Source organism: Bradyrhizobium sp. LMG 9283, assembly GCF_045571415.1.
GTDB lineage: Bacteria > Pseudomonadota > Alphaproteobacteria > Rhizobiales > Xanthobacteraceae > Bradyrhizobium.
Genome location: NZ_CP120691.1, coordinates 3,219,239 through 3,232,861 on the forward strand (window position 1 = coordinate 3,219,239; position 13,623 = coordinate 3,232,861).

Genomic DNA, 13,623 nt, shown 5'->3' on the forward strand with positions numbered 1-13,623 from the left:
CGCCGCCCCGCAGTTTGCGCTTGCACCTCTGGCTCAAGCTGCCGCAAATGGCGGCAAACGGAGCCACGAAAGCGAGCGTGCCATGACCGACACCACAGCTGTCATCACCGAAAAGCGCGGGCAGGCGCTCTGGATCACCATCAACCGGCCGGAGAAACGGAACGCGCTGAGCGGCGATGTCATCGCCGGCATCAGCAAAGGCTATCGCGACGCGCATGACGACAAGGACGTTCGCGTCATCGTGCTGACGGGTGCGGGCGACAAGGCGTTCTGCGCGGGCGCGGACCTGCAGAATTCCGGCGCGGCTTTCGCGATGGATCATTCCAAACCCAATGTCGACTATGCCGATCTGCTGCGCTTGTCGCAGAACGCGACCAAGCCGGCGATTGCGCGCGTCGGTGGCGTCTGCATGGCCGGCGGCATGGGCCTGCTCTGCATGACCGACATGGCGGTTGCTGCCGATCACGTCATCTTCGGCCTGCCCGAGGTGAAGGTCGGCGTGTTCCCGATGCAGGTGCTGAGCCTGTTGCAGAGGATCGCGCCGCCGCGCCTCGTCAATGAATGGGCCCTCACCGGCGAGCCGTTCGATGCCAAGGCCGCGCAAGCCGCAGGCCTTCTCAACTATGTGGTGCCTGCGGCCGAGCTCGACGCCAAGGTCGACTGGCTGATCGGCCGCATCGTCGATAAATCCCCGACCGCAATCCGCCGCGGCAAATACGCCATGCGCGCCATCGCCGCGATGTCGTTCGACGAGAGCATCGCCTACACCGAAAGCCAGATCGCGCTGCTCGCGATGACCGAAGACGCGAAGGAAGGGCTGAAGGCGTTTAGTGAAAAGAGAAAGCCGGTCTGGACGGGACGGTGAACGGGAGGGCACCGCTCTCGTATCCCGGACGCGCTGCAACGCGTTTGCGTTGCTGCGCAGAGCCGGGACCCAGGAGAAGGCATGGACATTTGCGGTGACATGGGCCCCCGGCTCTGCAGCGCATCGCCCAAGAGGCGCTGCGCAGCGTCCGGGGAGCGAGAGTGTGCCCGCCAGAAGAGGTGGATTACCCCGCGTTCGCCTTCAACCCCGCCGCTTGGATGCCCGCGACCGCGCAGGCCTCGTCATTGTCCGAGGTGTCGCCGGAGACGCCGACGGCGCCAAGCAGCGTCGTGCCGTCCATGATCAGCACGCCGCCGGGGACAGGCACCAGCGCGCCTTTGGCAATCGTGTTCACGGCGTCGATGAAATAGGCCTGTTCCTGCGCGCGCTGGAATAGCGCCCGCGAGCCCATGCCCATGGCGAGCGCGCCATAGGCCTTGCCGTGGGCGATCTCGGCGCGCATCAGGCTGGTGCCGTCCTGCGCGGCGGCGAGCTTGAGCACGCCGCGCGCATCGAGGATGGTGACGACCAGCGGCTTCAGCTTCAGCTCGGTGGATTTTGCGAAAGCGGCGTCGAGGATCTTGCGGGCGGTGTCGAGCGTAAGGTCAGCCATGGCTGGTTTCCTTTGCAGCTTGAGAGATGGAATGGGTTTCGGCGCGATCGAGGCTCATGGCCAGCACGCGCGCGACGTGAAGCGCCTCGCGCTGGGCGCCGTCGTGGATCTGATGCCGGCACGAGGTGCCGTCGGCGACGACGAGCGTATCCGGATCCGCGCGCCGCACGGCCGGCAACAGCGACAGCTCGGCCATCTCGATCGAGGCATCGTAGGTGTCCGCGCCATAGCCGAAGGCGCCGGCCATGCCGCAGCAGCTGGACTCGATGGTTTCGACCTTCAGGCCGGGAACGAGGCGCAGCACCTGCTCGACCGGTTTGAACGCACCGAAGGATTTTTGATGGCAATGGCCGTGCACCACGGCCTTGTCGGCGACGGTGCCGAGTGGCAGTTGCAGCCTTCCGGTCTCGGCTTCGCGCACCAAAAATTCCTCGAAGGTGAGCGCATGAGTGCCGACAGCCTTGGCGTCATTGTCCTTGCGCAGTGATGCGAGCTCATCGCGAAGCGTCAAAAGGCAGCTCGGCTCTAGACCGACGATCGGCACGCCGCGCGCAGCGTATTGCGCGAAGGCGGAGACCAGCCGGTCGAGCTCGGCTTTGGCTTCGTCGACGAGGCCAGCCGAGAGGAACGTGCGGCCGCAGCACAGCGGTCGGCTGCCGCTCACAGGCTTCGGCAGATGCACGCGATAGCCGCCGGCCGTGAGCACGCGCAGCGCGGCGTCGAGATTCTCGCGCTCATAGATGAGGTTGAAAGTATCAGTGAACAGCACGACCTCGCGACCGGTTTCGGGACCGACGCTGCCGGCGGGCGGAACAAATACATCGCTGCGGAAGGCGGGGAGCGTCCGGCGTGCGCTGATGCCGGCAAAGCGCTCGAACAGCTTTCGCAACAGCGGACTATGGTTGCGCAAATTCGCGATTGGCGCGAAGCGCGCGGCAAGACCGGCATAGCGCGGGAGGTAGCCGACCAGTCGGTCGCGCAGCGTCAGGCCGTGGCGGGCAGCGCGCGCCGCGAGCACCTCGATCTTCATCTTGGCCATATCGACGCCGGTGGGGCACTCGTGGCGACAGGCCTTGCAGGAGACGCAGAGTTTCAGGGTCTCCATCATTTCGTCGGACGCGAGCGCATCGGGGCCAAGTTGGCCGGAGATCGCAAGGCGCAGCGTGTTGGCGCGGCCCCGCGTGACATCCTTCTCGTTGCGCGTCGCGCGGTAGGACGGGCACATCACGCCGCCCTCGAGCTTGCGGCAGGCGCCGTTGTTGTTGCACATCTCGACCGCGCCCTGGAAACCGCCGCCGGCGCCCGGATAAGCCGACCAGTCGAGCTTGGTCTTCAGCTCGCCAACGCGATAGTCCGGCTTGAAGCGGAACAGCGAGCGATCGTCCATCTTCGGGGCATCGACGATCTTGCCGGGATTGAGGACGCCCTTGGGATCGAAGCGATGCTTCACTTCCCTGAAGTCGGCAACGAGGCGCTCGCCGAACATGGTCTCGTGGAATTCGGAGCGCACCAGGCCGTCGCCATGCTCGCCGGAATGCGAGCCCTTGTACTCGCGTACCAAGGCGAAGGCCTCTTCGGCGATGGCGCGCATCGCCTTGACGTCCTTCTCCAGCTTGAGATTCAGCACCGGCCGCACATGCAGGCAGCCCTCGGAGGCGTGCGCATACATCGTGCCGCTGGTGCCGTGCCTGGCGAACACCTCGTTCAGCCGCGCGGTGTAATCGGCGAGATGCGGCAGCGGCACGGCACAGTCCTCGACGAAGGAGACCGGCTTGCCTTCCTGCTTCATCGACATCATGACGTTGAGGCCGGCGGCGCGGAAATCGGCGATGCCGCTCTGCAGTGCCGGCTCGGTGATCTCGACCACGCCGCCCCATTTGCGCTTGTCGTTATTCCAGCCGAAGCCGAGATCGGCCATCAGCTCGGTGAGCTGCTTGAGGCGCACCAGATTGTCGGCCTGATCTTCTTCGGCGAACTCGACCACTAGCACGGCGTCTGGATCGCCCTTGATGGCCTGGGAGATGATCGGCTTGAACATCGCGATGTCGCGGCCGAGCGCGATCATGGTGCGGTCGACCAGCTCGACCGCGATCGGCTTCAGTTTGACGAGGTGCTGGGCCGCATCCATCGCTTCGTAAAAACTGCCGAAATGGCAGACGCCGAGCGCCTTGTTGCGGATCACGGGCCACAGCTTCAGCTCGACCTTGGTGGTAAAGGCGAGGGTGCCTTCCGAGCCGACCAGGAGATGCGCCATGTTGTTCGGCGCATTGCGCGGCACCAGCGCATCGAGATTGTACCCGCCGACCCGGCGCTGCACTTTCGGGAAGCGTGCCGCGATCTCCTTAGCCTCGCGCGTGCCGAGATCGAGCATGTCGCGGAACAGGGCGCGGGTGCTGTCGGACGCCTCGATGTCAGAGAGATCGCGCGACACCTCGCCGAAGCGGCTCAGCGTGCCATCGGCGAGCGATGCCTCCATCGACAGCGTGTTGTCGCGCATGGTGCCGTAGCGAAGCGAGCGGCCGCCGCAGGAATTGTTGCCGGCCATGCCGCCAATGGTGGCGCGGGAGGCCGTGGAGACGTCGACCGGAAACCACAGGCCGTGCTTTCTGAGCTGCCGGTTGAGATCGTCCAGCACGATGCCGGGCTCGACCACGCAGGTGCGGCCCTCGACATCGAGCGACAGGATGCGGTTGAGATGCTTGGACAGATCGACCACGAGGCCGTCATTGACGGTCTGGCCGCATTGCGAGGTGCCGCCGCCGCGCGGGGTGACCTTCACCCCCTCGTCGCGGGCGATCGCCAGCGACAGCAAGGCCTCGTCCATGCTCTTCGGCACCACCACGCCCGTCGGCATGATCTGGTAGAACGAGGCGTCGGTAGCATAGCGGCCACGGCTGAAGCCGTCGAACAGGACGTCGCCGGTCATTTCCGCGCGCAGGCGTCGTTCGAGCGAGGAGGCGTTGGTCATTCCTGATCCCGAGGTGATCCACATGGCGTTCCGCCCAGTGGATTATTCACTCTTGCGTTTGCCGGTTACATTATGAATGCAAAATGGGCAAGCTGATCGGCCCTCAGGGCGATGCCTGTGCGCCCTCTTGCGGCTCGGTCAGGTGCTCGATTGCCGCCGTCCGCTTGTTGCGCAGGTGCTGGAACAGGATGTCGCTGAGCTCGCTGCCGGCGCGGCGGCGCAGTGCATCAAGAATGGCCTCGTGCTCGCGCATGGCCTCTGCCCAACGCTGCCGCTTGCGGGCGAAATTGGCGGAGTAGCGGACGCGGCGGATCCGGCCGGCAAAATTGGCGTAGGCGGTCTTCAGCGTCTCGTTGCGGGCGGCCGCGACGATGCTTTCGTGGATGCGCTGGTTGGCCTGGAAATAGCCGTGCATGTCGCGATGCAGATAATGGCCGTACATCTCGTAATGTAATTGCTCGATCGCGGTGATTTCCGCATCCGTAATGGTCTCGCAGGCGAGGCGCCCGGCCAGGCTTTCCAGCCCCGCCATGATATCGAACAGCTCCTCCAGGTCGCGCTGGCTGAGTTGGCGCACCCGCGCCCCGCGGTTGGGGAGCAGCTCGATCAGCCCCTCGGCGGCGAGCACCTTCAAGGCCTCGCGCAAAGGCGTGCGGGAGATGCCGAGCATCTCGCAGAGCTGCCGCTCGGGAACGCGCCCGCCTTCGGGAATGTTGCCCTCGACCACGTAGTCGCGCAGTCGCAGCAGGATCTCGCCGTGAAGCGAGGCCTCCTGGCGGTCGCCGCCATTTGCGTCGAGCGGGGTGATCGGAACCCCGGTGTCGGGAATCGTGGATTTCATTTGCAGTACAGTAGTTTGCCGGTTTGGTCGCGTCGACGTCCACAATCGAATACCAGATTTTGATTGAAGAGACAAAAAATGAATGCAAAATGGCTGGTGAGCCAGCCGAAATTCGTCGACAGGGAGGTTTTGATGCATCAGGGACGCCATTTCCTTCAGATTCCGGGTCCGAGCCCGGTCCCCGAGCGCGTCCTGCGCGCCATGGACATGCCTGTCATCGATCACCGGAGCGCGGAGTTCGGCGAGCTCGGCCGTACCGTGCTCGAAGGCAGCCAGAAGATCTTCCAGACCAAGGGGCCGGTGGTGATCTTCCCCTCATCGGGGACCGGCGCCTGGGAGGCCGCGATCGTCAACACGCTGTCGCCGGGCGACAAGGTGCTGATGGTCGAGACCGGTCACTTCGCCACCATGTGGCGGCAGATGGCCGGCCGCTTCGGCATCGAGGTCGACTTCGTCCCGGGCGACTGGCGCCGCGGCGCCGATCCGGCGGTGATCGAGGCGAAGCTCGCTGAGGATACCGCGCGCGCGATCAAGGCCGTGATGGTCGTGCACAACGAGACCTCGACCGGCGCCACTAGCCGCATCGCCGAGATCCGCGCCGCAATCGACCGCACGTCGCATCCGGCGCTCCTTATGGTCGACACCATCTCCTCGCTCGGCTCGGTCGATTACCGCCACGACGAGTGGAAGGTCGATGTCAGCGTCAGCTGCTCGCAGAAGGGTTTCATGCTGCCGCCCGGCCTTGGCTTCAACGCGATCTCGGAGAAGGCGCTGGCGGCGTCCAAGACCAACAAGATGCCGCGCTCCTATTTCGATTGGGAGGAGATGCTCAAGCCGAACGCAAAAGGCTTCTTCCCCTATACGCCCGCGACCAATCTGCTCTACGGCCTGCGCGAGGCGATTGCGATGCTGCTGGAGGAGGGGCTCGACAACGTGTTCGCCAGGCATCAGCGGCTTGCCGCCGCGACGCGCGCCGCCGTCAATCATTGGGGGCTCGAAGTGCTCTGCCAGGAGCCCTCGGAATTCTCGCCGGTGCTGACCGCGGTGCTGATGCCGCCCGGCCATGATGCGGATCAATTCCGCAAGATCGTGCTCGACAATTACAACATGTCGCTCGGTTCTGGGCTCTCGAAGGTCGCCGGAAAGGTCTTCCGCATCGGCCATCTCGGCGAATGCAATGCGCTGACGCTGCTCGGCGCGCTCACCGGCGTCGAGATGGGTCTGTCAGTCGCAGGCGTGCCGCATCGCTCCGGCGGTGTCGATGTCGCGATGAAGCTGCTGGAACAGCGTCCGCAGGGCAACGCCCCGCCGCATCTGAAAGTGGTCGGCACTTAAGGTGGTCGTGGTGGGAGCGGATGGCAGGCCGGCCGCTTTGCACGGACGATCCCTTTTGGAGGACGGGACAAGCCGGTCAAATGGTGCTATTCGGCGCCCACCAAATCAAGGCTAGACCGGGAAGGACGCCGATGACTGTGCATACTGGAAGGCATTTTCTACAGATTCCAGGACCGACCAACGTGCCCGATCGGGTGCTGCGGGCGATGGACATGCCGACGCTGGACCATCGCGGTCCGGAGTTCGCCGAACTCGGTTTTGCCGTCCTCGCCGCGATGCAGCGCGTATTTCGCACCAAGCAGCCCGTGATCATCTTCCCCTCGTCCGGCACCGGCGCGTGGGAAGCGGCGATGGTCAATGTGTTCGAGCCCGGCGACAAGGTCTTGATGTGCGAGACCGGCCAGTTCGCCGTGCTCTGGCGTGGCATCGCCGACAAGTTCAAGCTCGACGTCGACTTCATTCCGAGCGACTGGCGCCATGGCGCCGACCTCGCCGAGATCGAGAAGCGTCTTGCCGCCGACAAGCAGCACGCGATCAAGGCGGTCTGCGTCGTCCACAACGAGACCTCGACCGGCTGCGTGACGCCGCCGCTGGAGGTGCGCAAGATCCTCGACCGCACGAAGCATCCGGCGCTGCTGATGGTCGACACCATCTCCGGCCTCGGCTCGATGGAATATGAGCATGATGCCTGGGGCATCGACGTCTCGGTCGCAGGCTCGCAGAAGGGCCTGATGCTGCCGCCGGGCCTCGGCTTCAACGCCGTCTCGGAGAAGGCGCTCGCGGTCGCCAAGGCTAATCCGGGCATGCGCTCCTACTGGGACTGGCAGGAGGTCATCAGCTTCAACAAGCTCGGCACCTTCCCCTATACGCCCGCGACCAATCTGCTCTACGGCCTGCGCGAAGCGGTGAAGATGCTGGAAGAGGAGGGGCTGGAGAACGTCTGGGCCCGCCACAAGCGTCACAGCGCGGCGACGCGTGCCGCGGTCAAGGTCTGGGGCCTAGAGACGCAATGCGCCGATCCCGCCGCGCATTCGCCGGCGCTGACCGGCGTGCGCATGCCCGAGGGTCACGACGCCGACGCCTTCCGCAAGGTGGTGCTGGAAAACTTCGATATGTCGCTCGGCACTGGCCTGAACAAGGTCAAGGGCAAGGTGTTCCGCATCGGCCATATCGGCCATTTCAACGATCTGATGCTGATGGGCACCCTCGCTGGTGTCGAGATGGGTCTCGATCTTGCAAAGATCCCGCACCGGAGCGGTGGCGTGCTGGCGGCCATGGACGTCCTGAAGGGACGCGACGTGGTGCCGATGACCAAGGCCCAAGTCGCTTAGGGACCCGGTCGCTTAAGGGCGACTGAACTGAAGTAAGGAAAGTGAGCGCACGATGAACCTACCTGCGACTGCCAACGAAGACCTGCTCTACTCCGTCCAGGACGGCATCGCGCGGATCACCTTCAACCGCCCGCAAGCGCGCAACGCCATGACCTTCGCCATGTATGACCGCATGGCGGAGATCTGCCAGGAGATCAACGCCGACCGTTCGATCAAGGCACTGATCCTGACCGGCGCCGGCGACAAGGCCTTCGCCTCCGGCACCGACATCTCGCAGTTCCGTGCCTTCAAGACCGCGCAGGACGCGCTCGACTACGAGGCACGCATCGACCGGGTGCTCGGCACGCTGGAGCAGTGCCGCGTGCCCGTGATCGCGGCCATTGCCGGCGCCTGCACCGGCGGCGGCGCCGGCATTGCGGCCTGCTGCGACCTCCGCATCGGCACTGCGACGACGCGGATGGGCTTTCCGATCGCGCGCACGCTCGGCAACTGCCTGTCGATGTCCAACATCAGCCGCGTCGTCGCGCTGGTCGGGCCTGCCCGTACCAAGGATCTGATCTTCAAGGCGCGCCTCGTCGAGGCGCAGGAGGCGCTCGCCCTCGGCCTGCTCAACGAGGTCGTGCCCGACGTTGAGACGCTGCAGCGCCGCGCCGACGAGACCGCGAAGCTCGTTGCAAGTCATGCGCCGCTGACGCTGGAAGCAACCAAGGAAGCGGTGCGCCGCATCCGCCGCACGCTGTCGCGCGAGGAGGGCGAGGACCTGATCCTCAAAGCCTATATGAGCGAAGACTTCCGCGAAGGCATGGACGCCTTCCTCAACAAGCGTGCGCCCGTCTGGAAGGGCAAGTAGCGGAAGATTGACAAGAAAACCCGTAATTCCGGTGCGCTAAGAACTTACTCATTGCGCCCGAAAGTACCTCACGCGTTTACCCTATCTTTCCCGAGGTCTTTTGTAACCTGTAGCTTCATCGATGAGGCGGATCGTACCTGAACGTCGAAGTTGCTCGGCAATTTTTCGCGCTCGGTTCGCAATGTTACGCTGGGTCTCCTTCAGGACTCCCGCATGTTGGGCGCGCTCAAAGAGCTCGCATACCTTTGGGAGAAAGTTCGCTGCGTAGCCGAAAGTCTTTACGCCTTGTTTTGTGCGGAATTCAATCTGGCTAGCTATCGCAGCTAGGTCCTCAGCAACGAAGGGCTTCAGATTCTGCACTGTCAAAAATCCGGGAAGATTGGTGCGGCCCCTATAATACCGATGTCCCTTGCCCGGCCGAATACGACCTAAGCCCACCATGAACCCACTCTGAGTCACTAGGCGCTGGCCGTCGTCGAGGACTGCAACCTCAATCTCAATATCCGCAATTCGAATGGTGCCTTCATGCGTCGCCTGCGGCAGATGCCTCGCCCAACGGGCCTCGGCGGCCTTCCGAGCAATCTCCCTTCGCTCCTCAACGGATAGCGCGGCTGCTCTTGCAGTGCCCCCAGCGGCTCGCGCGGGAACTCCCCACTGCACTTTCCACCGCGTTCTCCGCCGCTCGTGGTCGTGGTCCAAACTCAATTTTCTACGGGTATTCATATTCTGAGGAATATGGTCGGAAAAGAAAATTGCAAGCAGAGGCGAAGCCGAAATGCGCGCTAGGAGCCGGGCTTCCGGCCAGTAATCTTACCCGTCGAGCAGAGCCGGGTCATTCAAAACGTCCTTAACGCGTGCGGGTGAGGAGCTGTGCCAGACTGCTGTGCAGAATGCTTTGAGGATCACGTCTCTGCACCGAATTTGTGGAACCGGCCGAAACGTCGCGGCGAGAGCTTGAGCCACACTTAATGCGCGGTAGACGTCCCGCTCCTGATAGAGCTTCGGACCAAACAGGCTTCCCAACAATCCACCCCAGAAGCTGTGCTTGTGAGAGCGTACCAAGACGCCCTTCTTGCCAACGGAGATCCAACAGGCCTCCCCGCTGTCAAGGACGATCGTTGCGTCATGGCAAAATTTCTCGTTGATGTAGAGGAGGCGCGGCATCACTTCACCACTGCAACATAAATTTCGCATACTCAGAAAACCGAAAGCGCTTAGGATCTTAAGATCTCCGGGCCCATGAAGGCCATCGACTTCCTTCGCCTCCCCATAGGACCAGCGGCTCCCTTCTAACTAACTCCGATCGCACGAGACTTGTCTCATTCCAAAGTCATAACGGGAATGATGCGGGATGGCTTGAACTCGGCTGGATTCGCCAGCACAATGGGCGGAATTCATATCTGAATTTCCAATCGAAACAAGAACATAGGGAAGACGCACGTGGGACATGGAATGAAGGCCGCAATTGCGCTTGCGGCCGCGCTTTGCGGCACGCCGGCTTTTGCCGGCTGGGAGCCTACCAAGCCTGTCGAGATCGTGGTGGCGGCGGGCGCGGGTGGCGCCTCCGATCAAATGGCGCGGATGATGCAGGCCGCGATCCAGAAGAACAATCTGATGAAGCAGCCGATGGTGGTCTCGCTCAAGGGCGGCGCCTCGGGCGCGGAAGCGCTGATGTACATGAAATCCAGCGAGGGCGATCCGAACAAGGTGCTGATCGCCTATTCGCTGATCTACATGCTGCCGCTGTCGGCGAAGATCCCGTTCAACTGGCGTGAGCTGACGCCGGTCTCTGTGGTCGCGCTCGACCAGTTCGTGCTCTGGGACAACAGCGCAGGTCCCAAGACCGTGAAGGAATTCGTCGCGGCCGCGAAGGCGGCGAGCTCGCCGTTCAAGATGGGCGGCACCGGCTCCAAGCGCGAGGATCACGTGCTCACCGTGTTCCTGGAGCAGAAGACCGGCGCGAAATTCTCCTATCTGCCGTACAAGTCCGGTGGCGAAGCCGCGACCCAGCTGGTCGGCAACCACACCGAAGCCAACGTCAACAATCCGTCCGAAAATCTCGAAGTCTGGCGCGCCGGCCAGGTGCGTCCGCTCTGCGTGTTCGACAAGGAGCGCATCTCCTACACGACCAAGGTGACGGACACCCTGTCCTGGGCCGACATCCCGACCTGCAAGGAGGAGGGCGTCGACGTGCAGTATCTGATGCTGCGCGCGATGTTCCTGCCCGGCAAGGTCACGCCGGAGCAGCAGGCGTTCTATGTCGATCTGTTCCACAAGGTGACGCAGACCGCCGAATACAAGGACTACATGGAGAAGCAGGCCTTGAAGCCGATCTTCCTTACCGGCAAGGACATGGTGCAGTTCCTCGAGGAGGACGACGCGCTGAACAAGTCGCTGATGACGGAAGCCGGTTTCGTCGCGAAGTAACTTGCTGTTCTTCGCCTCCCCCCGCGTGCGGGGAGAGGTCGGATTGCATCGAAGATGCAATCCGGGTGAGAGGGACTCTCCGCCGGTCTGACTCTCACCTCCTCGTGGAGACTCCCCCTCACCCTAAGCCTCTCCCCGCAAGCGGGGAGAGGGGATTGGCCACGGCATCCGCTCAACTCATGTCCCAAACCGATATCGAAATCGTCGTCGACGATCCGACCGCGCCTGAAGACGACTCGCCCTCCGTCGTCGCCTCCGGCACGATCGAGATCATCGTGTGCCTCCTGCTGCTCGCGCTCGCCATCACGCTCGGCTACGACAATTGGCGCACCGGCGCGTCCTGGGATGCAACCGGGCCGGAGCCCGGTTATTTCCCGTTCTATCTCTCCATCATCCTCGGCGGCGGCAGCCTCTACGGCCTCATCGCGGCGCTCGTCTCGCACCGCGCGGCCCGCGAGATCTTCGTCACGCGCGCGCAAGGCCGCCGCGTCCTGGCGGTGTTCGTGCCGACGCTGCTGTTCTGCCTGGTGACGCAATTCCTCGGCCTCTATGTCGCGAGCTTCCTCTTGATCGCGGGGTTCATGCGGCTCGTCGGCAAGATCGCGCTGTGGAAGTCGCTGCTCACCGCTTTCGTGTTCACGGCGATCATGTTCGTCACCTTCGACGTCGCCTTCGACGTCATCATGCCGAAGGGACCGCTCGAAGCGGCCCTCGGCCGCTAGGCGGGCGCGCGCGATGGAAGCTTTCGGTCTCCTGCTCCACGGGTTTGCCGTCCTGCTCACCTGGAAGACGCTCGTCCTGATGATGGTCGGGCTGGTGCTCGGCATTTTCGTCGGCGTGCTGCCCGGGCTCGGCGGCCCCAATGGCGTCGCGATCCTGCTGCCGCTCACCTTCACGATGGATCCGACCTCGGCGATCGTGATGCTGTCCTGCATCTATTGGGGTGCGCTGTTCGGCGGCGCGATCACCTCGATCCTGTTCAACATCCCCGGCGAAGCCTGGTCGGTGGCGACCACCTTCGATGGCTATCCGATGGCGCAGCAGGGCAGGGCGGCGGAGGCGCTGACCGCGGCCTTCACCTCCTCCTTCATCGGCTCGCTGGTTGCGGTGCTCCTGATCACCTTCCTCGCGCCGATGATCTCGTCCTTTGCGCTGAAGTTCGGGCCGCCGGAGTTCTTCGCGGTCTATCTGCTCACCTTCTGCTCGTTCGTCGGTCTCGGGCGCGAGGCCAAGCACAAGACCGTCATCTCGATGTCGCTGGGCCTGCTGCTCGCCGGCATCGGCATGGATACCGTGTCCGGTAATCTCCGCATGACCTTCGGCTCGCCGGAGCTGCTCCGCGGCATCAACTTCCTGGTCGCCGTCATCGGCCTGTTCGGCATCAGCGAGATCCTGCTCACGATGGAGGAGCGCCTGGCGCTGCGCGGACACGCGGCGGGCATTTCGCTCCGAGTCGTGCTCGGCGTCTGGAAGGACTTGCCGAAATATTGGGTGACGCTGCTGCGCTCCTCCTTCATCGGCTGCTGGCTCGGCATCACCCCGGGCGGCGCGATCGCGGCCTCTTTCATGGGCTACAACCTGGCAAAACGCTTCGCCAAGGAGCCCGAAAGCTTCGGCAAGGGCCGCATCGAGGGCGTGTTTGCGCCGGAGACGGCGGCGCATGCTTCCGGCACCTCGGCGCTGCTGCCGATGCTGGCGCTCGGCATTCCCGGCTCGGGCACGGCCGCGATCCTGCTCGGCGGCCTGATGGTGTGGGGGCTCAATCCGGGGCCGCTGCTGTTCGTCGAGCACAAGGACTTCGTCTGGGGCCTGATCGCCTCGATGTATCTCGGCAACGTCGTCGGCCTGGTGCTTGTGCTGACAACGGTGCCGATCTTCGCCTCGATCCTGCGCGTGCCGTTCGCCGCGGTGGCGCCGATGATCGTGGTGTCCTGCGCGATCGGCGCCTACGCAATCCAGAACGCGATGTTCGACATCTGGCTGATGCTCGGCTTCGGCGTAGTCGGCTACGTATTCAAGAAGATCGGCATTCCCCTGGCGCCGTTCACTCTCGCGCTGGTACTCGGCAACCGCGCCGAGGATGCCTTCCGCCTGTCGATGATCGGCTCGGGCGGGACTTTGAAGGTGTTCTGGTCGAACGGCCTGGTCGGCTCGATCACAACGCTGGCGATTCTGCTGCTGTTCTGGCCGGTGATCGACAATTTGCTCGCCCGTGTCGGATTGACGCATCGGACCAGGACGACATCGGCCTAGGACTCTATGGCAATCTCTTTTGATATCAGTCGTTTAGCGGCCAGGTAGCGTGTTGGTCCAAACACTACCTCAAGCTCGATTGTTTCTGAATGTTGCCACTGCGGCACAGCCCTTCGGCGGCCTCGCGCGTATATTTTGAT

General features: G+C 63.6%; 11 protein-coding genes. 7 read left to right on the top strand and 4 right to left on the bottom strand.

The window, feature by feature from the left end; all coding sequences use genetic code 11:
- Positions 1-82 precede the first annotated feature (82 nt).
- Positions 83-865, top strand: a complete 783-nt coding sequence (locus P6U29_RS14990; protein ID WP_407118288.1) for an enoyl-CoA hydratase/isomerase family protein — start codon at positions 83-85, stop codon at positions 863-865.
- Between the two features lie 184 nt (positions 866-1,049).
- Here the strand turns inward: P6U29_RS14990 and P6U29_RS14995 are convergent, their stop codons facing one another.
- From P6U29_RS14995 to P6U29_RS15005, 3 genes are all read right to left on the bottom strand, one after another.
- Positions 1,050-1,478: a heme-binding protein gene (locus P6U29_RS14995; RefSeq protein WP_143840933.1), complete on the bottom strand. Its 429-nt coding sequence runs from the start codon at positions 1,476-1,478 to the stop codon at positions 1,050-1,052.
- Positions 1,471-4,446: an FAD-binding and (Fe-S)-binding domain-containing protein gene (locus P6U29_RS15000; protein WP_407118289.1), complete on the bottom strand. Its 2,976-nt coding sequence runs from the start codon at positions 4,444-4,446 to the stop codon at positions 1,471-1,473. Before P6U29_RS15000 ends, P6U29_RS14995 begins: the two co-directional genes overlap by 8 nt.
- A 103-nt stretch (positions 4,447-4,549) precedes the next feature.
- Positions 4,550-5,287, bottom strand: a complete 738-nt coding sequence (locus P6U29_RS15005; protein WP_407119332.1) for a GntR family transcriptional regulator — start codon at positions 5,285-5,287, stop codon at positions 4,550-4,552.
- A 132-nt stretch (positions 5,288-5,419) separates the two neighbouring features.
- Here P6U29_RS15005 and P6U29_RS15010 point away from each other — a divergent pair, with 132 nt between their 5' ends.
- The 3 genes from P6U29_RS15010 to P6U29_RS15020 all read left to right on the top strand — a co-directional run bounded on the left by P6U29_RS15010 (position 5,420) and on the right by P6U29_RS15020 (position 8,803).
- Positions 5,420-6,622 (top strand): pyridoxal-phosphate-dependent aminotransferase family protein, encoded by a 1,203-nt coding sequence (locus tag P6U29_RS15010; RefSeq protein WP_407118290.1) that lies wholly within the window; start codon positions 5,420-5,422, stop codon positions 6,620-6,622.
- 131 nt (positions 6,623-6,753) lie between these two features.
- Complete coding sequence (locus P6U29_RS15015; protein ID WP_407118291.1) at positions 6,754-7,953, top strand: pyridoxal-phosphate-dependent aminotransferase family protein; 1,200 nt, start codon at positions 6,754-6,756, stop codon at positions 7,951-7,953.
- Positions 7,954-8,005: 52 nt separating this feature from the next.
- A complete protein-coding gene (locus P6U29_RS15020; protein ID WP_407118292.1) occupies positions 8,006-8,803 on the top strand; it encodes an enoyl-CoA hydratase/isomerase family protein in 798 nt (265 codons plus the stop codon).
- Between the two features lie 810 nt (positions 8,804-9,613).
- On the opposite strand, the gene P6U29_RS15025 is transcribed toward P6U29_RS15020, so the two are convergent.
- Positions 9,614-9,967, bottom strand: a complete 354-nt coding sequence (locus P6U29_RS15025) for a hypothetical protein (RefSeq protein ID WP_407118293.1) — start codon at positions 9,965-9,967, stop codon at positions 9,614-9,616.
- Positions 9,968-10,255: 288 nt separating this feature from the next.
- On the opposite strand from P6U29_RS15025, the gene P6U29_RS15030 reads away from it, so the two are divergent.
- The 3 genes from P6U29_RS15030 (at position 10,256) to P6U29_RS15040 (ending at position 13,483) form a co-directional block, all read left to right on the top strand.
- A complete protein-coding gene (locus P6U29_RS15030) occupies positions 10,256-11,230 on the top strand; it encodes a Bug family tripartite tricarboxylate transporter substrate binding protein (protein WP_407118294.1) in 975 nt (324 codons plus the stop codon).
- A gap of 179 nt (positions 11,231-11,409) precedes the next feature.
- Positions 11,410-11,952, top strand: coding sequence for a tripartite tricarboxylate transporter TctB family protein (locus tag P6U29_RS15035; RefSeq protein WP_407119333.1), 543 nt, complete (start codon positions 11,410-11,412; stop codon positions 11,950-11,952).
- Between the two features lie 13 nt (positions 11,953-11,965).
- Positions 11,966-13,483, top strand: coding sequence for a tripartite tricarboxylate transporter permease (locus P6U29_RS15040; RefSeq protein ID WP_407118295.1), 1,518 nt, complete (start codon positions 11,966-11,968; stop codon positions 13,481-13,483).
- The last annotated feature ends 140 nt before the right edge of the window (positions 13,484-13,623 follow it).